The organism is Nocardia sp. NPDC050630, assembly GCF_044457245.1.
Classification (GTDB): Bacteria; Actinomycetota; Actinomycetes; order Mycobacteriales; family Mycobacteriaceae; genus Nocardia.
This window is the reverse complement of the sequence record NZ_JBITGN010000011.1, coordinates 206,902-227,744: the sequence shown is the minus strand read 5'-3', so window position 1 is coordinate 227,744 and position 20,843 is coordinate 206,902. Positions and strand designations below refer to the sequence as shown.

Sequence of the window (20,843 nt, the reverse complement as noted above, 5' to 3'; positions counted from 1 at the left end):
CGTGAAGCCGCGCTCAAACTGCGTCTGGACGAGTTGAGCGCAGGCGATTGCACCGTCCTGCTGCATCACAAAGGCGGCGTGGACGCGTGGCATCCTGTGACTCCCCTGCTCATGCGCAGACTCGTCGAACATGTCGAGACCCGAGGCGGAACTTCCGCGAAAGCCAAACACCAGGCCACCACGATCGCGGAGATCGCCGCCGACGCGGGAGTCACCGAAAGGACCTTCTACCGGTACTTCCCGTCCAAAGAGCACATCCTGTTCAGCGATTACGACGCGCGCCTGGACTGGTTCCGGACCGCGTTGCGGGTCCGGCCACCCCGCGAACCAATCACCGTCTCGGTCCGGGCCGCAGCGGAATCCTTTCCTTACAACGAGGCTCTGCCGCAGATCGCGCAGTTGCGTGCCGGGCACCCGGATCGCGACGTCGTCAACGCCCACCTCCATCGAGTGCAGGCCGGCTTCGCCGACGAGATCGAACAACACCTCGTCCGCAACACCGAGCGCGGCGGCGAGCCGGCGACCGACGCCGCCCTGCGAGCCCGACTGCAAGCGCACTGCATCAGCGCGGCGATGTTCGGCGCCCTCGACACCTGGCTGAACACTGCCGACCATCGGATCACCGAGCTCGAACGCCTCATCGACCTCGCCCTGCACATCATCAACGACGGCATCCGCTGACGCCCGGCCGGTAGTGGCCAGGGGCGGTGGCCGGGTTCCGTCTCGCTACGATGACCATGATCAACTTCACCGTCCCGCGTCATTGATCAGACACAGGATGCCCGATGATCACCACGCTCACCGTGACGATGGCCGTGATAGTCGTGTGGTCGTTCGTCTCGAAATCGCTGTCCCAGCGGTCGATCTCGGCTCCGCTGGCAATGATCGCCGCCGGTGCGGTGCCCGGTTGGGTGCGCGACTATTCGCTGTTGTCCTCGCTCAGCCTGGAGGCCGCCCAGCACCCCCGTGGAAATCATCCTTGCGATCTTCCTGTTCGTCGACGCGACCGAGATTCGCGGTGGGCTGTTCGGGCGCACACCGCACGTGGTCGTCCGACTGCTGGTGATCGCCTTCCCGCTGAGCCTGCTGGCCGCCTGGGCGTGCCGGCGACATCGCCGTCGTGGACCACGCCGGTGTCGTCTATCTGGCGGACTGGGCCAAGGAGCTCATAAACACTAGGGCTACCAGGTGCCGTCTGCCGAACTGGAAGTGTTGCTGCTGACCCATCCAATGATCGTCGACGCCGCCATCAGCGTGAAAGATGCTGAAGGGGAAGGGATTCCGAAGGCATTCGTGGTGCGGCAGAGTGACACCGACCTCGACGCGAAGCAGGTCATCGACCACGTGGCCGAACGGGTGGCACCATACAAAGGAGGTCCGTCGCGTCGAATCCGTCTATGCCATCCCCTGAATCCGTCACGGGCAGGATCCCACGCAAAGATCTGAAGGCGCCGGAGGCCGCGCGCTGATGAGCCTCGGTGCTGCCGACCACGGGCCGGGGTCGGCAGCACCGCTTGTGAGATCGCTACGGGTGTGTGGCGAATCGCCGGTCGATCACCGATAGCGCGAGCTCGGCCCAGCGAATGTTCTCCTGTTCGAAGGAGATTCCCCGCAACAGGGTCAGATACGGTCCGACTCGCTCGGTCTCCTCCAGGTACGCCTGTTCGCTGCGGCCGTTCAGCAAACGCGTGCGCAAGCGTTCGTAGCGCGCCAGTTTCGCCTTCGACCACTCCAATTTCTCGACCATCGCGGCTCGCACCGTCGGTGCGTCCTCGGTCTCCATCCCTTGGACCTTCACCATCATCTCGTCGCGGATGGCGGTGGGCTTGGCGGGCTCGGCGATGAACTCGCGCAAGGCCGCCCGCCCGGCCGGGGTGATCGAGTGCAGACGCTTGTTCGGACGCCGCTCCTGCTGCACGACCCGGGTCTCGATGAGGCCCTCCGTAGCCATCCGTTCCAGCTCTTTGTACAGCTGTTGCGGAGTAGCCATCCAGAAGTTGGCGACCGAGGCGTCGAAGCCTTTGGCCATGTCGTAGCCGGACGCCTCACCCTCCAGTAGTGCGGCCAGAACCGCGTTCCGTAGCGCCATCAGCCCACACTACCACCTTTCACGATTATTCAATTTTTTGTCCGAACATCTCTGGACACTGCGAGGCTATGGAGATAGCGTTCATACATTCTAATCAACTAATTGAGTATGAGAGTGTGTGTGACATGCATCGATTCAGGGCAGCTGTGGAGGCCCGCGACGAGGCTGCCATCGAGGCGCTGCTGGCCGACAATGTCGTGTTCACCAGTCCGGTGGCGTTCAAGCCGTACCCAGGCAAGGCCATCACGGCGGCCATCCTGCGCGGGGTGATCCGCGTGTTCGAGGACTTCCACTACGTGCGTGAGATCGCCGACGCGGGCGGCCGCGACCACGCGTTCGTCTTCGAGGCCACCGTGGACGGCAAGAGGCTGACCGGGTGCGACTTCCTGCACTTCGACGAGAACGGCAAGATCGACGACTTCATGGTCATGGTGCGCCCGCTGTCGGCGGCTCAGGCGCTCGCGGCCCGCATGGGCGAGCAGTTCGAGCAGATCAAGGCAGAGGCCACCGCGCAGCTCCAGCGTGAGGCGGCCGAGGGTGAGTGACTACGACGCCATTGTCATCGGCGCGGGCAATGCCGGTCTGACCGCCGCGGCCACGCTGCAGCGCGCGGGCGCGCGAACCCTGTTGCTGGAAAGGCACAATGTGCCCGGCGGCTGCGGAACCTCCTTCCGCCGTGGACGTTTCGAGTTCGAGGTGGCGCTGCACCAGCTCTCCGGCGTGGGTGTCGAAGGCCAGCCGATCTCGTTGCGCGAGGGACTGTTCCAGCAGCTCGGTATCGCCGACAAGCTGGAATTCGTGCAGGAGCACGACCTGTACCGTGCTGTCATTCCTGGCCAGCTGGATCTGACGCTACCCGCGGACTGGGATGCGGCTATCGACGCTATCGAGGCCGAGTTCCCGGGCAATCGGGACCGCACGGCGAGGTTCTTCGAGTTGCTGAAGCAGGTGACGTTCTGGCAGATCGCAGCCATGCGCGGCATGCCGCCCGAGCAGATCGACCCGATGCTGTTCAGGTACGGTCTGCGCTCGCTGCAGGAGGTCCTCGACGAGTTCTTCGACGACGAGCGCCTCAAGACCGCGCTCGGCATCTACTGGACCTATCTCGGGCAGCCGCCGTCCAAGCTGCGGTTCCAGGATCTGGCGCTGACTCTGTTCGCCTATTTCGAATTCAAGCCCTGGCATGTGCGTGGTGGTTCCCAGGCCATGTCCACCGCGATCCTCGACGCCTTTCTGCTGGCCGGCGGTGAAGTTCGGTTCAATACCGGGGTCGAGGCCATCCTCAGCGAGGGAGGGCGAGTGCTGGGCGTACGGCTCGAGGAGGGGTCCGAGGTCACCGCACCCGACGTGGTGTCCAACGCGTCGCTTCCCACCACCTACGCCATGATCGAGGGCGTCGACCTACCGGCCGCGGTGCGAGATGACCTGGCCACCAGGCGAATCGGCGTCTCCGGCTTCGTCCTGCACATGGGTCTGGATGCCACACCGGCCGAGCTCGGGTTCACCACCAGCACCACGTTCGTCAACATGGACACCGACGACGACCGCACCCACAACGCGTGGCGCTCGTTCGAGCCCGCACGCGGAATCTGCGTCAGCGCATACGATGTCGCGCCGATCGGGTTCTCGCCCATGGGTGCCACCCATATCAGCCTGATGACGTTGCAGTACGCCGACATCTGGCGCAACGTCGCGCCCTCGGAATACGCGCGCACCAAGTTCGCCTATGCCGAAACTCTGCTCGACCTCATGGAGAACGTCACCCCCGGTATCCGCGACGCCATCGAAGAGGTCGATGTCGCAACACCATTGACCATGATGCGCTACCTCGGCCACCCCGGCGGCGCCATATACGGCTACGACCAGGACGCCACCGAGGGCTGGTTGTTCCGCAACAGCGAGCGCCAAACCCACATCCCCGGACTACATCTGGCCGGTTCCTGGGCCGGTATCGGCGGATTCCAGCCCACCTTAGAAGGCGGCGCCCGTGTCGCCCGCCGCCTGCTGCGCACCAAGGTCGCCTGAACGGAGCAATTCGTGAAACACCCACTCGCAGAACGATTCGACGGCGCGGCGGAGATCCTCGCCAAGATCGATTCCCGCATTCCCGACACGCGCGACCACACCACCGAAACCCGCGCAACCATCAACGCCTACCACCCCAAGCGGCTTCGGCTCCGGGTCGAGGCGATCATCGACGAGACCGCGACCACCAAGACCTACCGGCTGACAGACTCCGAGAACGGCGCACTACCGCCGTTCCTGGCAGGCCAGTACGTCGACGTGTTCATCGATGGCACCAGCCGCCCCTACGCCATCTCCTCGAGCCCGGCCACGCTAGATCACTACGACCTCACCGTGCGACGGGTTCCGGGCGGGCGCATCAGCAACCTACTCATCGACATCCTGGAAGCCGGGCACGTGCTCACCACTACCGGGCCGATGGGCACCTTCCATCACAACCCGCTCTTCCACGGTGACCGAGTGATCTTCCTAGCGGGCGGCTCCGGCGTCGCCCCGGCCATGAGCATGATCCGCGAGATCGTCGAACGCCGACTTGAACGCTCCTTCCACCTGATCTACGGCTCACGCGACGCCGCCGACGTCATCTTCCGCGCCGAACTCGACGCTCTGGCCGCCCGCCACCCCGGCATCACCGTCGACCATGTCATCGCCGACTCCACGCCCCCATGGACCGGCCGGACCGGGTTCCTCACCGCCGAGACCATCAGTGAATTGGCGGGACCGCTCGACGACCGGATGACCTATGTGTGCGGCCCACAGGCGCTCTACCCCTACGCGCTGGAGCAGCTGACCACACTCGGCCAGCCGCGCAAGCGAATCCGCTTCGAGGCCAACGGCGCACCCAACGACCCGACCGCGCAGCCGCACTGGCCCGCCGACGCCGATCCGGCCGAGGAAGTCTCGGTAACGGTGGGCGACACCAGCTTCCGCACCCGACGCGACCGTCCGCTGCTGGATGCGCTGGAAGACAACGGCATCCGTCCCGAAGCCGGCTGCCGCTCCGGCGAATGCAGCCTGTGCCGGGTACGCATCGTCAAGGGCGAGGTGCACACCGCTTCCGAGGCCAAACTCCGGTTGTCCGACCAGCAGTTCGGCTACACCCACTCCTGCGTCGCCTACCCGATCACCGATGTGGAGATCGATCTATGAGCTCCGGCGCGAGTCACTATCGCAGCAATGTCCGTGATCTCGAGTTCAATCTGTTCGAGGTCCTCGGGGTCGGCACGCTGCTCGACGTCGGCGGTTTCGGCGATCTCGACGCCGACACGGTGCGTGCCATGCTCGACCAGGTGCGGGAGCTGGCCGAAGGACCATTGGGGGCGTCGTTCGCCGACGCCGATCGCAATCCACCGGTCTTCAACTCCGACACCCACTCAGTGACCCTCCCGGAATCGTTCAAGACGAGCTTCCGAGCGCTACGGGATGTGGGATGGGAAAAGATCGGCCTCCCAGCCGAACTGGACGGCATACCGGTCCCGCGAACGGTGTACTGGGCACTGTCCGAAATGGTGCTGGGCGCCCAGCCCGCCGCGTTCATCTACGCGCTGGGCGCCAGCTCGGCCACGCTGTTCCCCGACGTCGACGCCGACCAGCAGCAACGGTTGCACATCGCCGCCGAAAAGGGCTGGGGCGGAACCATGGTGCTCACCGAACCCGACGCCGGATCGGATGTGGGCTCCGCGCGCACCCGCGCGACCCCCCAACCGGACGGCTCCTGGCATCTGGAAGGGGTCAAAAGGTTCATCAGCTCCGCCGACTCCGACGACCTGTTCGACAACATCATCCACCTGGTACTGGCCCGCGCCGACGGCGCGGGTCCGGGCACCAAGGGCCTGTCACTGTTCCTGGTGCCGAAGTACCACTACGACCCGCACAGCGGCGACATCGGTGAACGCAACGGAGTATTCGTCACCGGCCTCGAACACAAGATGGGACTGAAAGTCTCCGCCACGTGTGAGCTGACCTTCGGCGGACACGGCATCCCGGCGAAAGCCTGGCTGATCGGGGAACCGAACACCGGCATCGAGCGCATGTTCCGCATCATCGAACATGCACGAATGATGGTGGGCACCAAGGCGATCGCCACGCTGTCGAGCGGATATCTGCACGCCCTCGAGTACGCGAAGACGCGCGTGCAGGGAGCGGACATGACCCGCGCCAACGACACGACCGCACCACGGGTGCCGATCATCGGCCACCCCGATGTGCGCCGCTCGCTGATGCTGCAGAAGGCGTATACCGAAGGACTGCGCGCGGTATACCTCTACACCGCCGCACACCAGGATGCCGCCCTGGCCCAACAGGTTTCGGGCGCGGACGCCGATATGGCCGCCCGCGTCAACGACCTGCTGCTACCGATCGTCAAGGGCGTCGGCTCCGAACGGGCCTACCGATACCTGGGCGAATCGCTGCAGACCTTCGGCGGCTCCGGCTACCTGCAGGACTACCCCATCGAGCAGTACCTGCGCGATTCGAAGATCGACTCGCTGTACGAGGGCACCACCGCCATCCAGGCCCAGGACTTCTTCTTCCGCAAGATCATTCGCGACAAGGGGACCGCACTGGGCCACATCGCGGCGCCGGTGACGGCGATGACCACATGGGATTGCGCGGCTGGGCCGATCGGCTCGCCGAACGCATCGCGGCCGTCAACCCGGAACTGACCTACGCCAACCTCGCCGTCCGCGGCAGACTCGCCGGACAGGTCTACGCCGAACAGCTCGACGCGGCACTTGCACTCCAGCCGGATCTCGCCACGGTCCTCGCCGGCGTCAATGACCTGCTGCGCCCCGGATTCGACGCCGACGTGGTCAGCGGCCACCTGGACGCGATGTTCTCCGCCCTCACTGCACAAGGCGCTACCGTCGCCACCTTCACCGTCCCCGACATCACCCGGATCATCCCCGCCGCCCGACCGCTTCGCGGCCGGGTCGACGCACTCAACCAGCGCATCCGCACCGCCGCGGCACGACACGGCGTCATCGTCGCAGAGACCGCGACCCATGACGTCGTCACCGACCCCCGGCTGTGGAGTACCGACCGTCTGCACAGCGGTTCCAGGTGCTCATGCGATCGCGGATTACTGTGAGGAGAGCGGGCCGTAAAGCAGCAGACTGCGGTCGAGATGATTGGGCGGCAGCCAGCCGCCGATCGGACTGGCTTCGGCGGTCGCGGTTCCTGTACCCGGAACCTACGCTGAGCCCGTTGCCACGGCACTCACCACGACGGCGGCAGTGAGCGCCGCGTCGACCGCCTGCACCGCGTCCCTGGCCGCCTTCGAGGCCCAGTTCCCGGTGGCGATCTCCTTGGCCCGCTGCGTCACCACTCGGCGGTCGCGGTCGGGGAAGATCTTCGGCACCGCGTCGGCCGCCGACAACAGCGAGATCAAGGCGGCGGCGCGAGGCTCGACAGGGGCGTCAGGGTGTGCGAACGGCGGCGTCAGCCGGTCCCGGAGTTCCTTGCGGTGTCCCCTCGGCATCCAGGCGGTCCGGGGAAAGATGCCCAGTGCCCGGTGGTGTTCGACGCGTACCAGGCCCTCGTCCGCTAGCCGGTGCAATACCTTCGGCTGCAACCCCTTCGACAGTTTCTCAATCGCAGCTCGGGGTTTCATCGAACGAGCCGCCTCGATCCTGGCGAGCGCGTCGCCCAGTATCGGATCGGCAGTCTTGTTCGCGCTCACCACGATCCGGCCCGGTTTCGTCTCGTTGCCCGGCCCGGCCAGCCGGATTGCCCCGGCGTCGATCAGGTCCAGTAGCACTGCTCCGGCGAGAATCCTTGGGGTACGGGTGCTGTCGGCCATCGAGTGCCCAGTACGTTCGTCGAGAAGCAGCAGCATCACGTCTCCGGTGAGCAGGTTCATCACTCGTCCTCCGGTTCCGCGTCGGGCCGGGTCCAGGCCAGGATCATTGTCGGGGTGCAGGCGCCGACGAGCAGCGCGGTCAGCAGCATTATCCCGCCCGCGTAGGCCGCCTGGATATTGTCGAGGTCGGTGAATCCGCCCACGACGATCAGCCAGATCGCAGGAATCATCGCCAGCGTCTGTGTGAGGGTGAGCCCCACCGAGCGAGCCGCGTTGCGCTGCTCGATCTCCCATTCGTCCAGAGCGCTGAGGGGCGCGTCGGCTTGGCGTCCCGAGACGAGCTGCAGCGATATCCACAGCGGAAAGAACAGCAGACAGACCGGCGCCCACAGCAGAGGTCCCCGCTCCAGACCGCACGCGATCAGCACCGCGACGACCGCCAGAGCCAGGAACATCGTCGCGAGGACCACCACTAGCAGCCGGCGGCGGCGACGCGTCCGCCACCGCGGCAACATATGGGCCCAGCGCTCGGCGTAGAACTCGAACCGGCGTGTCCGGCGAGCCTGGTAGCGCTCCAGCAGATTCGGGTGCGTCATCGAATATCCCCTCCGTCGTTCCGGTAGACCGCCGTGGACAGCGGCGCGAATTCCTTCCGCGAGAACACCGCCTCGACCGGCAAGCCGAACACATCGCAGATCCGCAGCGCCAAATCGAGGCTCGGATAGTGATCGCCCCGTTCCAGCGCCCCGATCGTCTGCGGATTCACCTCGATCGCCTCGGCAAGCTGGGCCCGGCTCATTCTCCGCTCGGCACGTAATACCCCGATGCGGTTGTAAATGGGAAGATTTTTCCCACGCCTCATGGGAGTCACACAACAAACTGTTGCATAAACCCAACATTTCGTCAATGGTGGAAGCAGCCCGTTGACGCTGAACTGCGAACCCCGCCGCCGCCGACTGGGGTCTCCTGCACCAGAGCGGGCAGCATCTGGGTGAGCCTGGCCGCTGGCGGCGCATTCCTGATCGTGCTCCTGATTTTCGTCGTTCAGAACACGACCAGCGTTCGGCTCGGCTTCCTTGGGAGACATTTCACCCTGCCGATCGGGGTCGCGATCCTGGTCGCCGCCGTCGTCGGGCTACTGGTCATGGCCGTGGCAGGAGGAATCCGAATCATTCAGCTCCGCCAAGCATTCAACAAGCTGGCCCGGTCCCGAAAAAGCGGCGCACGCCTGCAAAAGTGGAGCGCGAACACGCCGTGAACGACTGCTCGTCACGCGGCGGCGTCTCCTGGTTCGGGTTCGTCGCGCGCTGGTAGGAACGGCGTCGCATCCGGTGACCGTCCTTGCTCGATGCCGCGCCCACGCGCTAGTTCGGCATCGAACGCCGCTCCCATCAGCACAGCGAGATTCGTGATCCACACCCACACCAGGAAGACCACCGCGGCGGCCAATGAGCCGTAAACCTTGTTGAAGGAGCCGAAATTCGCGACATAGACCGCGAATCCGGCTGAGGCGATGGCCCAGAGAATTACTGCGAGCACACTTCCCGGTGTCAGCCAACGAAACCCAGGGTGTCTAACATTCGGTGCGGCCCAATAGAGCAGCGCACACACCAAACTCACCAGCACAGCCAACACGGGCCACTTGAGCACATCCCACACGCGGACACCCGCCGAGCCGATACCGAGCCACCCGCCGACCTCGCGAGCCACCGCTCCGGTAGCGACCACCCCCACCGTGCATGCCGCGACAACGACCAGCATCACCACGGTCATTCCCAGCCGTAATAGCAACGTCTTCCACATCGCACGACCCTCATCGATCTCATAGATCGAGTTCGCAGCGCGAATGAAAGCGCCGAGGTAGGCGGAGGCCGTCCACACCGCGACAGCCAACCCCGCCACCGCCAAGGGCCCCGACAGCGAACGCGCACTCTGCAGATTCTTGATCGCATCGACCAAAAGTGCTGTACCACTACCGGGTCCGAGCTGCTCAACGGTGTCGATCAGCGAATCCGTCGAGCTGGAGCCCAGCATGCCGAGAACCGCAATGAGCAGCATCAGCCCCGGAAAAAGCGACAGCACACTGTAATAGGTCAGCGCCGCAGCCCAATCCGTGAGCTTGTCCGACCAGACCGCACCGATCGTGCGCCACAGCGCACCACGCCAAGACCTCCATCGAAGATCCATCGGGCCCGACACCCGCTCAACAGTCATCCACCCACCTCCCGGCCAGCACCGGATACCCAGACACCCTCACCGAAAACACACGGCCGCTTGCTGATACACCCGCTGCACTCCGATCCATCCCCGGTGCGCAGACGTGTACGGGCTCGGCCGCGAACCTTCGAGCCGATCGATCACCACGTTTCTACACAGCTCGCTACCGCGCAGGAGTGTCTGTGACGGTCTTGTATTAACCAATACCGTTGTCCGGCAAGGAATTATCGACGCCTGCGACATCGAGGAGTGTGGTGGCGGTGGCGACGGCGAGGCCGTCGAGGGCATGGGCTCGGACTACCGATCGAGCACTGGCTCCATCGAAAATGAGGGTCAGCTGCCGGGCGAGCAGGCCGGGATGGGGTGCACCACCGGGTTCGGCCTCGTGTTGGAAGAACGAGGTCAGACCGTCCTTCTGTCGGCGAGCGACCCGGCTGGCGGGATGCTGGAGCGATTTGAGTTGAACCGCCGCCGCGACATAGGGGCAGCGGTGCTGATGGCGACCAGCCTGTTCGCGACGACTCTCTCGATTCACAATGTCGCGAGCCGGTACCTGTTCGCCCTGGGACGCCAGCATTGCCTGCCGCGGTCCCTCGGCCGCGTGCACGGCCGGCACGGCAGCCCGCATCTCGCGAGCGCCGTGGTTTCAGCCGTCACCGCGGTGATCGTATTAGCTTGTGCGGCAATGTCTATCGATCCACTGGTCGGACTGGGAACCGTGGGAATCGGCTTCGGCACCGTCGGGATCATCGCCCTGCAATGTCTCGCGAGCCTCGCCGTCTTCGGCTATTTCCGTCGAGTGAAGAGCACCCCCGGTTTCGCCACGGTCGTCGCTCCCCTTGTGGCGTTCGCGGGCCTCGGTTTCGCCCTCTACCTCGCGGTCGAGAAGTTCGAATTGCTCAGTGGCGCAACCAATGCGTTCGTGAATGCGCTTCCGACACTGCTCCTGGTCACCTTCGCCGCCGGAGCCTGCTACGCGGCGTGGCTGCGAACCAAACGTCGAGCGCACTACCTGCGGATCACAGAGCTCATGACCACCACTCCGCAGAGCTGATCCGGCGCCACCCCCACACGCGAGAGGTGCGCTACCCGAAGGTATTCGGGCAGCGCACCGCTCGGCGTTTCAGCTCCTGGGGTCAGCCGACCTCGACAGCGGAGAGCGGGATGGGCTGGAAGATCGCGGGCTCCTCCTCGGGCAGGATCGCGGTCGGGCCGTACAGCCAGTCCACGAACGAGTAGTCGTAGGTGTCGCGGTCCACCAGCAACCTATTGCGCTGCAGGCGCGCGATCCCGTCGAGATGCCAGAGTTCACCCCAGGCACGCGAGGTGTTCAGGACGCGGCGGCAATGTTCGGAGCGCACGGCTTCGTACGCGGCGAGGACGGCCGTCCAGTCGACCGAGCCGTCGGCTCGTTTCCGCCGGGTGACGTGCTCCCCCAGCACCCAACCGTCCTCGATCGCCATAATGGCTCCCTGCGCGATGTACTGCAGGGGCGGATGCGCCGCATCGCCCAGCAGGGCGACGCGGCCGCGGACCCATGTCATGATCGGGTCGCGGTCGAACATCCGCCACCACTTGTCCCGCCACATGAACGGAAGGCCTTGCCGCACTGTCGAACACGTGTGTGCGAAGGCGGTATCCAGTTCATCCGGGGTGCCCCAGTCGTCGACGCCGGCCAGCGCCTTGGGGGATTCGAAGACGGCGACCTGGTTGAGCAGTTCGCCGCCGCGCAGGCCGTAGTGGACGAAGTGGCAGCGCGGCCCGACATAGACCACGACCTCGGATAGGTCGATATCGCGGACGGTGGCCTGTGCTATCGGGACGGTCCCGCGGTACGCCACATAGGCCGAATTGACGGGCTCGTCGTCGACGAATTGTGCGCGGGCGACCGAATGCAGTCCGTCGGCCGCGATCACGAGATCCGCCTGTTCGGTCCGCCCGTCGGCGAGCCGCACCCGCGCTTCGGCGGCGGTGTTCTCGTAAGCGACCACCTTGTGGTCGGTCACCAGGTCGACACCGGCGCGTTGGCAGGCACGCAGCAGCAGACCGTGCAAGTCGCTGCGATGGATCACCAGATAGGGAAAGCCGTAACGCCGCTCCAGATCGGTCAGGTCGAGCCGCGTCAGCTCGCTGCCGTCGACCGCGTCCCGCATGATCATGTTCGCCGGTAGCACGCCGAGGCTCTTCGCCTCGTCGAGCAATCCGTAATCATCCAGGATACGAGTGCAATTAGGAGCGAGCTGAATACCCGCGCCGATTTCGCCGAACGCCGCCGCCTGTTCGAGCACTCGGACGCGCGATCCCTGGCGGGAGAGGGAGTAAGCAGCCGCGAGACCGCCGATCCCGCCGCCGACAATGATCACGTCCTGCTTCAGGTCACCCATCGGGGCCAAATCCTTTCTGCCTGGCCCCATTCGGCCGTACACGTCAGAGCCACGGCCCCAGGGCCGGGGCGTGGGAGAAGCCGCAGGGTCGGCCCGTCAAGTACGCGGCCACGTCTGCGAGCGGCCCCGAGATCCTCGTAGCGGAGCCATCACCCGGGAGTTCCCAGGATCTGTCCACATCGGTGGCCACCAGCAGGAGCGCGGGACCGGATCCCGCGGACCGTTTGGCGACAGCGTCGTCGCACAGGGCCGCCAGATAATCGGCGGGCAGGTCGGCGAAGGTGACGCCGAGCGCGAGCCCGCTCGACAGGTCGACCGCGTGCACCCAGACTTCCCGCGCACGCATCCACGGAATCTCCGTCGCGGCAACGGTACGGCCCTGCGCGGTAACCACTTTCGCCGCCCAGTCGGCGGGCTCGAGGTCGGCCATCGCCGCATCGAGCCGCTCGGCAGACGAGCACAGCGATGCGGTGAGCTCGGTGTCCGGCAACCGAGTGCCCGCTTCGATCCCCGCCGCCCGTTCTTCCGGCGACGCGTACATCGGCGTCCGTTCGCCGGTCGCGGCCCAACGCACGAGATTGCCCAGCGCCTCAGCATTGGCCGCGACATGGGCGGCCACGTGTTTGCGGGTCCAGCCTGGCAGCGGAGTGTCTGCGGCATAGTCGAATTCGCCGAGCTCTATCACGTTGAGCAGGACCTTGGTGCCGTGACGCATCCAGTCGAGCCCGTCTTGGAAACCGCGTGCCACTAGGACTCCTCGACGATCTTGTTGGTGCACGCGCCCACGCCATCGATCTCGGTGGCCAGGGTCTCGCCGCCGACCAGGTAGACCTTCGGGTCGCGGGCGTGCCCGACTCCCGCGGGTGTGCCGGTGGCGATGAGGTCCCCGGGATTGAGGCGAATGATGGTGGAGGCGTACCGCACGAGTTCGACCGGATCGAACAGCAGGGTGCCGGTGTTGTCCTCCTGCATGATTCGGCCGTCGACGATCGTCCGCACCCGCAAGGCGGGGCGCACCCCACCGACCTCGTCGGGAGTGACCAGATACGGCCCGACCGGAGCCGAGGAGTCCCAGATCTTGCCCTGTGTCCATTCGATGGTGCGAAACTGCCAGTCCCGCACGGAGATATCGTTCATCACGGTGAATCCCGCGATCGCTGCGGCGGCTTCCTGCTCGGTCGCCCGGCGAACAGGCTGACCGATCACCACGACGAGCTCGACTTCCCAGTCCAGCGCGCTGGTCTCTCGGGGTTTGCCGATCGGGTCGTTGGCACCGGCAAGCGTGTCGGCGAATTTCGGGAACAGCGTGGGATATTCTGGGAGTTCCCGGCCCATCTCCTTGATGTGGTTCGTGTAGTTGTGGCCTACACACAGGACCTTCGAAGGGTTCGGCACCAGGGGTGCGAAATCGGCCCCGTCGACGGCATAGGTCGGGCCGCTTGCCGTACTGGCCCGCGTCGACCAGTCCAGATGGGCCAGGAACGTACCGAGGTCTGGAGCGCCGAGGTCGACCAGTTTGTCGTTTTCGAGCTTGACGGCGCGCGTTCCGTCGGTGGTGCGAATAGTGGCCAGCCTCATCGGGCTACCTCTTTTCGGTCGAGCTGGAGTGCCTCGAAGATCGGGGAGTCGGAGAAACGAAACAGGTCCAGGGCCCCGGAGTCGGAGTCGGTGGAGCTCGCCTCGGACTTGACGGAGAAGGGCGCCCAGGACGGGACGACGAAGAGGTCTCCGCGAGTCACCGACCACTTCGTGTCTCCTACGGTCACGATGCCCGCACCGTCGAAGACCTGGTAGACCGATGAACCCGTCTCGCGCACCGGTGCGGTGTCGGCGCCGCGCACCACCCGATGGAATTCGGTTCGTATGGTAGGCAGGGCATCTCGGCCGTCGGCGGGGTTGGTGTAGCGGACCGCGGCATGTCCCGGCTCGACAGTGCCGCCGTGCCCTTCCCGCTCGAGAGCGAGCTGGTCGGCGAGAGCCCGATCGGTGAATTCCCACTTGTAGGCGAGCAGTGGGCTGCCAGCGGTGAGATGCTGGGCGGCGAGGGGCCGCAGTCCCGGGTGTCCCCACAGTCTCTCGGAGCGGGAACGCCGCGGGGTGTCGCGTTCCTCCGCGCTGATCTGGTCGCGGCCGAACTCGAAGAACTGTGTCTCGGTCAGGTATTGGAAGGGTATGTCGAGGCCGTCGATCCACGCCATCGGCTCGGCGGTCGCGTTGTGGTGAGCGTGCCAGTTCCACCCGGCCTGGGGCAGGAAGTCGCCGCGGTTCATCGGGACCGGGTCGCCGCCGACGACCGTCCACACACCGGACCCTTCCACGACGAACCGGAAGGCGTGCTGGGTATGGCGGTGCTCGGGGGCGTCTTCACCCGGCAGCAGGTACTGGATGGCGGCCCACAATGTCGGTGTCGCGAAGGGGCGCCCGCCCAGCGCGGGATTCGCCAGTGCGATAGCGCGGCGCTCACCGCCACGGCCCACGGGAACCAGGTCCCCCGCCTGCTCGGCGAGCTTGCGCAGGGCCTCCCACTTCCACAGATGTGGAACTGCCTGTGACCGCGGGTGCGCGGGCATGAGATCGCCGATCTGGGTCCACAACGGGACCAGGAGTTCCTCCTCGAAGCCGCGATAGAGCCGCTCGAGGTCAGGGGTCACATCAGGTTGGTCCGGTGCGGCCACTGCCTGTAGGCGAACCGGGGAGTCGTCAACACTCATGCGACTACGGTGACATTGTTCCTCTCGACAGAACATGAGATTCTGTTTTGCAGAATAGGTCAGCCGACATCGTCCGGGAACCGCTCAGGCTCGCCGCTGGACAGGGGTCGGCGTCGGGTCGGCGGCAAACTTATCGACCAGCTCCAAACCACGCTCTGCCCAAGCGATCTCGGTACGCGCGCGCTCGATCAAGCCGTCGTACGCGAAAGCCTTGAACGCGATGATCCGTTCATGCTGCTCCGGAGAAGAGCTGTCCAGCCGAGCCGCCAGCGTGGGATCGGATCGGTCGAGTATGGCGGCACGAACCGCCGACCACTGTTCGATCTGTTCCTGATGGAACTCGATGTGCCGTTCCATATGCTCGCGTGCGGCTTGCGGCCGCGCCCATTCCAGATACGCGGCCCTGAGCCGGTGGGTATCGCGCTCGCGCTGATACACCCCCGGATCGTTGATCCAGTCACGAAACTGACGAACACCCTCGTCGGTAATCCGGTACTCCCGCTTAGTGCGTCGCCCTTCCGAGGGCATCTCGGTGGCCGCGACCAGACCCTCCTCCTCCATCTGCCGAAGCTGAGGGTAGATCTGCGAGTCCGGGGCGTACCAGACGAAACCGACCGACGTACCGAACTGTTTCGCAATGTCATACGCGCTCAACGGCCGCGCGGTGAGCAGGGCGAGGAGGGCGTAACGCAGGCTCATGACTCCATTCTCATGATCGGCATGGACATTGCCGTCACCGGCCACGTTGGAACCACGCCCGCGTATCGTGACCGGTCGTGCGTCAGGGGATGTCGATGGTCAGCACGGCGGGGGCTCCGGTCGAAGGCGCACGGACCGCGCGGGACACACAGGCGCACATCTTGGGAGATGCCTTCTTCTGCTCGTCACTGAAGAAGACATCACGGTGGTCGATCCGGCCCTCGACACGGACGACTCGAATCTGACACAGTCCACATTCGCCCTTGCGGCAATCCGAGATCACTTCCGCGCCAATGTCTTCCAGCGCTTCGAGCAGGGATCGCCCGCGCCCGACCGTCGTCTCGATACCCAACGCGGGAATCGAGACGACGAACTCCTCAGGTTCGTACCACCCGCTGTTCCCGAAAGTCTCGTAGCGCAGATCCGCGGCGGGCAGGCCTCGGTCGTGCCATCGTCGCCGAACGGCGTCCATGAGCCGGATCGGCCCGCACATGTACAACTCCGTCGGCCCGTCCGCGGCGATCTCGTCGACGAGCGCCCCCGCGTCGAGGGATGTGCCTTCGTCGTCGACGTGGACCCGGATATCGCCGCCGTGAATTTCGGTGAGCTCTTCGAGATAGGCCATCCGATCGCGGCTACGGCCGACGTACACGAGTGTGTACCGTGCCTTCACGCGACGCAGCACCCGTGCCGTCTCTGTGATCGCGGTAATGCCGATTCCGCCCGCCAGCAGGACATGTCGAGGTGCGCCGATACGCAGTGGAAAGTTTTGGAGCGGCTGGGTCATTCGCAGTTCATCCCCTGCTGAAGGGTGTGCATGAAGCGCGACTGCTCGCGTGCACGAATTCCTCGTGGGTCAGGTCCATCAGGTTGTCGAGAACGAGCTGATAGTTGGCCTTGACGGGAATTCTGGACCCACCACCGGCCCAGTCCGGGAAATCCATCTGGTGCATATCGGGCACGGAGTCGGGGGTGGCGAGGGTGGGGTCACCGAGCCAGACCCACCGGAATCGGTACCGCTCGATCACGGGAAACGACGGCACCATGGCGCTCGGGTTGATTGTGTTCTGCGCGGGCATATGGGTGCACCGCCCCGCGGAGTTGAAACGTAGCCCGTGATAGGGGCATTGCACCTCGTCGGAGCCCACCCGCTTGCCCATCGACAGGGGTGCGAGCCGGTGCCAGCAGGCGTCGGCCAGCGCGACGGGCCGGCCGTCGCCGGTCCGATACAGCACGAGCGGACGGTTGGCGACCGTGCGCGAGCGGAGTTCGTTCGCGGTGACCTCGTAATCCCAGGCTGCTACGTACCACGCGTTGCGGGGATGTCCGAGCACCTTGTTCACGGTCGAGGTCTTGATATCGGCGACCGTCATGGGCTACCTCCAGTTGGCGGCTCAGCGAGTGATACCTATGGAGATAGGTATCCGGATGTGACACGCACCATACCTCTGAAGATAGGTATTGCATAGAGGCGCTAGATCCGGACACCCATCCGTTCGAGTTCCGCCGCGAGCTCGGTTGCGGTCGCCGCGAGATCGGTGACCCATTCCGGGATGCGAAGCCGGTCGTAGCGGGCGGTGGGCATGGCGATGGAGAGCGCGAGCCGAGCGCCGGGGAGTGCGCGGCCGAGCGCCGTCAAGCCGGTCTCCGTGCGCTGATTGTTGATGGCGAATCCGTTTCGCCGCACCTTTCTCAGCTCGCGGCGCAGCACCGGCACGTCGACTCCGGTGTCGGCATAGCGCCGGTCGATCTCGGCATCGGTCAATGCGGCCAGCATGGCTTGTCCGCCCGAGGCCAGATGGGCAGGCAGCACGCGCCCTTCGCGGTCGCCGACGCGCAGTACGGCATCACATTCCGCCGAGGCGATGAATCGAATCTCGGTGCCAGCAAGCATCATCAGATGCACCGTCTCGCCGCATCGGTTCATGAGCTTTCGCAGCACCGGCAGCGCGACCTCACGCAGTCTCGCGACCGGCATCCCCGGATCAGCGGGCCGCAGGACCGCGCCCGCGACATAACGGCGCTCGTCATCCTGTTCGGCGAAATCGCGGTAGACCAACATCGCGAGCAGTCGATGGGCCGTCGACCGGGCGACCCCGAGCCGCTCCGCCACCTCCGCGACCCGCATCGGCCCCTCCTGTTGCAGCATCACCGCGAGCCACAGCGCGTGGTCGACCGATTCGATACTGTACGCAGGTTTGTTCTTCACAACAGAATCTTATATTCCATAAAGAAGAATCCTCGAGAGTCGCTCATTCAATGAAAATCTGCTCGTCCGGTCGATCCCGGGTAGCCGATGCTGAGTGGACATTCCACCGATCCCGCCACCGAGTCGTCCGAATGTCTTTCGGCGCCATCGATTTAGACCCACGAGGAGTTTCCATGCGCGAGAGCGCGGTCGAATGCGCCTGCACGGCGGCGTCCATCCCCCGCTGGACAGCCCCGCCGGCACCTGGATGTCGATGGTCGTCGCGCTGCCGAGCAGGTCGATGGAGGCGAGCACCCGCAGGTTCAGTGCCGCCGCCTGGTTCGCGCCGATGTACGCCCCGATCAGCTGTGCGTCCATGGAGTGCGCTTCGTAGATCGTCGTCACGCCGAGGGCGTGCTGCCCCTGGATCGCCTTGGCCAATCCCGCGGGCACCAACGGAGGCTGGATGTAGGGGATCTGGGTCCAGATGCTGCGCCAGAACTGATCCTGGGTGTGGTTGTAGTAGTTGTTCACCGATCCCGACAGCCGCCCGGTGGGCGCACCCCAGTCGTCCTTCTCGACGATGACGCCGACCTGATTGTCTGGCGTGTCCTGGTCGATTCCCAGCAAAGCGAGTGCGGCGGAATTGAATACAGCGATATTCGGGGTCTCGGGGGCCCACGCCTGCACCATAACCGGATGGTCGGTCGTGGCCTCGTCCAGGATCGACGCATCGGGCAGTCTGCCCTCCGTGAGATCACGCAACGAGCGCCGCACGAAGTAGTGCTCCTCGCCGACCGGCGTGGTCATGATCCACTCGCCCGCCGGAGTCGATGCCGCCCGCTCCCGAATCGCCGCCACGATATCCGCCCACGACTCGGCGTTCTTGATACTCACCAACGGCGCTTCGAACAGGCCGTAGTGCAGGGCGTGCGGGTGGGTGTCGATCAGTCCGGGCACGACGACGAGGCCATGCACGTCGATCACGCGCGCGTCGGGACACTGGCTCAGCACGTCTTCCCGTTCGCCGACCGCCACCACCCGGCCGTCACGGACCCCCCAGCGCCGCCGCGGTGGTGGTGGTGTTCTCGTCGACGCGCACCCGGCCGCCGACGAAAACCACATTCTCGAATTCATTGCTCATAGCACCGATACAACAGTTGCGGCGCCGGTCGAGTCCATCGGTAGGATTCCCCATACCCGGCTTGCGAACATATGAGACCGACTGGCCCGAGAAATAAGGAAACACGGCGATGCTGGGTTTGAAAGACATTAGTTTCGCAGCGGAATTGGGTTCGACGATCGTGGCCGGCACACCGTCCGATACGTTGACGGCCTTGGCGTCGCATATGCGGGCCGATATGGCACAGCTGGACGTATGGGACGGTTTCCGCGCCACGTCGATTTCAGCGATCGGCGTCTCGCCGACTATCGCCGCACTTGTTTCCGACGAACTTCCGGTAGATGAAGTTTTCGGACGCTATCTATTCAGCTCGGGCACGGCGTGCCTCGCCACGGATTTCGGCTTCCGCGAATCCGGCTATTACCGCGAATATTTCGAAGCTGCGGGAATCACCGACGGTGTGTCGATGGCGTTGGCGACCCCGCGGGGATCGGTCGTCGGCCTACTCCACTTGGCCAGCGGAGAGGCCGCGCATTTCGATGAAGACCACCGCCAACTGCTCGACGCACTGACTCCCACGCTGGCTCAGGCCGTCACGCGACCGTCGGCCGGTGTACCGATTCCTCTGGGGTACTCCGTCTCTCGCGTCCGCGGCGACGCGGTCGAATCCATCGCCTACCGGCCCGCGGCCACGGTCACCTCGGACCCTGTCGTCCTCGAGATCGCACGACGCTTCGGCCGCCAGGAGATGCGAACCCTCCGATTCCTGTGGCGGATGCCCGACGGCTGGTCCGATGTGCAACTCGTCCGCGAGGACGGACCCGACGAGGCGGTAATAGTCGCCTGCCGCCGCACCGTGCTCCCCTGGCAACTGACGCCCCGCGAGCTGGAGGTACTGACAGCGCTCACGACCGGCGCGACGAACCGCCGGATCGCCAGCACGATGGGCATCAGCGAGCGCACCGTCATGACGCATGTCGAACGGATTCTGCAGAAGCTGAACGTCCCCTGCCGCACCACCGCCGCCGTGCGGGCAGTCCGCGACGGAACCATACTGCCCAGCATCGATCCGAACTCCCCCACATTGATCGAACGCCTGATCGGCGTGGTGTCGACCTGAACCTCCACCGCACCTGTGGCCACCCATACGACCGGCCCACGCCTGACGAGCAAGGGCGCGGGCCGGTCGACCGGGATGCGGTTCAAGCCTTCAGGAGATGATTCCGAATGGGCTGTCGACGGCATAGCGCCACGTACCGCCGGCCTGCCGGCGGGCGACCTCGATCGTCGTTCCGCCCAGCATGAGGGGCTTCCCGTCGGGATCGGTTCCCTCGAGCGACCAATCGGCATGCATGAGCACGACGCCGTCCGTCTCTGCCGCGAAGGTCGGCGTGTAGGTGAAGGACGTGCGCGGAATACCTACGAAACCGGCCAGTGATGCGCGCACGTCCTCGCTTCCCATCAGAGTCTCCCCCGTCTGGGTGACGAACGCTGCCGACACTTCGTACAGCGAAAGCAAACCCTCGAGATCGCTGGCCAGGAAGTGCTCCAGAAACTTCTGCTGAAGCTCACGAGGCGTAGATGTGGTCATGTGTTCTCCTTATTCGA

The 20,843-nt window shown here is 65.2% G+C and carries 24 protein-coding genes and 2 pseudogenes; 10 read left to right on the top strand and 16 right to left on the bottom strand.

Annotation, left to right across the window (positions count from 1 at the left end):
* Positions 1-78: 78 nt before the first annotated feature.
* Positions 79-681, top strand: a complete 603-nt coding sequence (locus tag ACIBG0_RS26620) for a TetR family transcriptional regulator (RefSeq protein ID WP_397035803.1) — start codon at positions 79-81, stop codon at positions 679-681.
* A gap of 507 nt (positions 682-1,188) precedes the next feature.
* Positions 1,189-1,446: a hypothetical protein gene (locus ACIBG0_RS26615; protein WP_397035801.1), complete on the top strand. Its 258-nt coding sequence runs from the start codon at positions 1,189-1,191 to the stop codon at positions 1,444-1,446.
* Positions 1,447-1,525: 79 nt separating this feature from the next.
* On the opposite strand, the gene ACIBG0_RS26610 is transcribed toward ACIBG0_RS26615, so the two are convergent.
* Positions 1,526-2,089 (bottom strand): PadR family transcriptional regulator, encoded by a 564-nt coding sequence (locus ACIBG0_RS26610; protein ID WP_397035799.1) that lies wholly within the window; start codon positions 2,087-2,089, stop codon positions 1,526-1,528.
* A gap of 125 nt (positions 2,090-2,214) precedes the next feature.
* Between ACIBG0_RS26610 and ACIBG0_RS26605 the strand changes: the two genes are divergently transcribed.
* The 5 genes and pseudogenes from ACIBG0_RS26605 to ACIBG0_RS26585 all read left to right on the top strand — a co-directional run bounded on the left by ACIBG0_RS26605 (position 2,215) and on the right by ACIBG0_RS26585 (position 7,202).
* Positions 2,215-2,634 carry a nuclear transport factor 2 family protein gene (locus tag ACIBG0_RS26605; protein WP_397035797.1) on the top strand — a complete coding sequence of 140 codons (420 nt, stop codon included), beginning with the start codon at positions 2,215-2,217 and terminating at the stop codon, positions 2,632-2,634.
* A complete protein-coding gene (locus tag ACIBG0_RS26600; RefSeq protein WP_397035795.1) occupies positions 2,627-4,114 on the top strand; it encodes a phytoene desaturase family protein in 1,488 nt (495 codons plus the stop codon). The genes ACIBG0_RS26605 and ACIBG0_RS26600 overlap by 8 nt, the downstream gene beginning before the upstream one ends.
* Positions 4,115-4,126: 12 nt before the next feature.
* Entirely contained in the window at positions 4,127-5,263 is a 1,137-nt protein-coding gene (locus ACIBG0_RS26595; protein WP_397035793.1) for a 2Fe-2S iron-sulfur cluster-binding protein, read from the top strand.
* Positions 5,260-6,699: pseudogene (locus ACIBG0_RS26590) on the top strand (acyl-CoA dehydrogenase family protein); the annotation flags it as partial. The gene ACIBG0_RS26595 and the pseudogene ACIBG0_RS26590, both read left to right, overlap by 4 nt.
* Positions 6,700-6,713: 14 nt before the next feature.
* Positions 6,714-7,202: an SGNH/GDSL hydrolase family protein gene (locus ACIBG0_RS26585; RefSeq protein ID WP_397035791.1), complete on the top strand. Its 489-nt coding sequence runs from the start codon at positions 6,714-6,716 to the stop codon at positions 7,200-7,202.
* Between the two features lie 102 nt (positions 7,203-7,304).
* Here ACIBG0_RS26585 and ACIBG0_RS26580 read toward each other — a convergent pair whose 3' ends face one another.
* The 3 genes from ACIBG0_RS26580 to ACIBG0_RS26570 are packed head-to-tail and all read right to left on the bottom strand — an operon-like array spanning position 7,305 to position 8,784.
* Positions 7,305-7,973, bottom strand: coding sequence for a GPP34 family phosphoprotein (locus tag ACIBG0_RS26580; protein ID WP_397035789.1), 669 nt, complete (start codon positions 7,971-7,973; stop codon positions 7,305-7,307).
* Positions 7,973-8,509: a hypothetical protein gene (locus ACIBG0_RS26575; RefSeq protein WP_397035787.1), complete on the bottom strand. Its 537-nt coding sequence runs from the start codon at positions 8,507-8,509 to the stop codon at positions 7,973-7,975. The genes ACIBG0_RS26580 and ACIBG0_RS26575 overlap by 1 nt, the downstream gene beginning before the upstream one ends.
* Complete coding sequence (locus ACIBG0_RS26570; protein ID WP_397035785.1) at positions 8,506-8,784, bottom strand: helix-turn-helix transcriptional regulator; 279 nt, start codon at positions 8,782-8,784, stop codon at positions 8,506-8,508. Before ACIBG0_RS26570 ends, ACIBG0_RS26575 begins: the two co-directional genes overlap by 4 nt.
* A gap of 120 nt (positions 8,785-8,904) precedes the next feature.
* Here ACIBG0_RS26570 and ACIBG0_RS26565 point away from each other — a divergent pair, with 120 nt between their 5' ends.
* Positions 8,905-9,171: a lipopolysaccharide assembly LapA domain-containing protein gene (locus ACIBG0_RS26565; RefSeq protein ID WP_397035784.1), complete on the top strand. Its 267-nt coding sequence runs from the start codon at positions 8,905-8,907 to the stop codon at positions 9,169-9,171.
* Between the two features lie 11 nt (positions 9,172-9,182).
* Here ACIBG0_RS26565 and ACIBG0_RS26560 read toward each other — a convergent pair whose 3' ends face one another.
* Entirely contained in the window at positions 9,183-10,127 is a 945-nt protein-coding gene (locus tag ACIBG0_RS26560; RefSeq protein ID WP_397035782.1) for a YihY/virulence factor BrkB family protein, read from the bottom strand.
* 199 nt (positions 10,128-10,326) lie between these two features.
* Positions 10,327-10,758, bottom strand: coding sequence for a hypothetical protein (locus tag ACIBG0_RS26555; protein WP_397035780.1), 432 nt, complete (start codon positions 10,756-10,758; stop codon positions 10,327-10,329).
* 57 nt (positions 10,759-10,815) lie between these two features.
* Here ACIBG0_RS26555 and ACIBG0_RS26550 point away from each other — a divergent pair, with 57 nt between their 5' ends.
* Positions 10,816-11,184, top strand: coding sequence for a hypothetical protein (locus ACIBG0_RS26550; RefSeq protein ID WP_397035778.1), 369 nt, complete (start codon positions 10,816-10,818; stop codon positions 11,182-11,184).
* 82 nt (positions 11,185-11,266) lie between these two features.
* Here the strand turns inward: ACIBG0_RS26550 and ACIBG0_RS26545 are convergent, their stop codons facing one another.
* The 9 genes and pseudogenes from ACIBG0_RS26545 to ACIBG0_RS26505 all read right to left on the bottom strand — a co-directional run bounded on the left by ACIBG0_RS26545 (position 11,267) and on the right by ACIBG0_RS26505 (position 19,099).
* Positions 11,267-12,514, bottom strand: coding sequence for an FAD-dependent oxidoreductase (locus tag ACIBG0_RS26545; RefSeq protein ID WP_397035776.1), 1,248 nt, complete (start codon positions 12,512-12,514; stop codon positions 11,267-11,269).
* 43 nt (positions 12,515-12,557) lie between these two features.
* Entirely contained in the window at positions 12,558-13,262 is a 705-nt protein-coding gene (locus ACIBG0_RS26540) for a maleylpyruvate isomerase family mycothiol-dependent enzyme (RefSeq protein ID WP_397035774.1), read from the bottom strand.
* Entirely contained in the window at positions 13,262-14,092 is an 831-nt protein-coding gene (locus ACIBG0_RS26535) for a fumarylacetoacetate hydrolase family protein (protein WP_397035772.1), read from the bottom strand. The genes ACIBG0_RS26540 and ACIBG0_RS26535 overlap by 1 nt, the downstream gene beginning before the upstream one ends.
* Complete coding sequence (locus ACIBG0_RS26530; protein WP_397035770.1) at positions 14,089-15,225, bottom strand: cupin domain-containing protein; 1,137 nt, start codon at positions 15,223-15,225, stop codon at positions 14,089-14,091. The genes ACIBG0_RS26535 and ACIBG0_RS26530 overlap by 4 nt, the downstream gene beginning before the upstream one ends.
* An 84-nt stretch (positions 15,226-15,309) precedes the next feature.
* Complete coding sequence (locus ACIBG0_RS26525) at positions 15,310-15,969, bottom strand: PadR family transcriptional regulator (protein WP_397035768.1); 660 nt, start codon at positions 15,967-15,969, stop codon at positions 15,310-15,312.
* Between the two features lie 37 nt (positions 15,970-16,006).
* Positions 16,007-16,711, bottom strand: a complete 705-nt coding sequence (locus ACIBG0_RS26520) for a flavin reductase family protein (RefSeq protein WP_397035766.1) — start codon at positions 16,709-16,711, stop codon at positions 16,007-16,009.
* Between the two features lie 40 nt (positions 16,712-16,751).
* Positions 16,752-17,297, bottom strand: a pseudogene (locus tag ACIBG0_RS26515) (Rieske 2Fe-2S domain-containing protein); the annotation flags it as partial.
* A 101-nt stretch (positions 17,298-17,398) separates the two neighbouring features.
* A complete protein-coding gene (locus ACIBG0_RS26510; protein WP_397035764.1) occupies positions 17,399-18,133 on the bottom strand; it encodes an IclR family transcriptional regulator in 735 nt (244 codons plus the stop codon).
* Between the two features lie 9 nt (positions 18,134-18,142).
* The gene (locus tag ACIBG0_RS26505) at positions 18,143-19,099 is read right to left on the bottom strand and encodes an amidohydrolase family protein (protein ID WP_397035762.1); all 957 of its coding nucleotides are present in this window, start codon (positions 19,097-19,099) and stop codon (positions 18,143-18,145) included.
* 266 nt (positions 19,100-19,365) lie between these two features.
* Between ACIBG0_RS26505 and ACIBG0_RS26500 the strand changes: the two genes are divergently transcribed.
* A complete protein-coding gene (locus ACIBG0_RS26500; protein WP_397035760.1) occupies positions 19,366-20,355 on the top strand; it encodes a response regulator transcription factor in 990 nt (329 codons plus the stop codon).
* A 90-nt stretch (positions 20,356-20,445) separates the two neighbouring features.
* Here the strand turns inward: ACIBG0_RS26500 and ACIBG0_RS26495 are convergent, their stop codons facing one another.
* On the bottom strand, positions 20,446-20,826 hold the full coding sequence (locus tag ACIBG0_RS26495) for a YybH family protein (protein WP_397035758.1): 381 nt from the start codon (positions 20,824-20,826) through the stop codon (positions 20,446-20,448).
* Between the last annotated feature and the right edge of the window lie 17 nt (positions 20,827-20,843).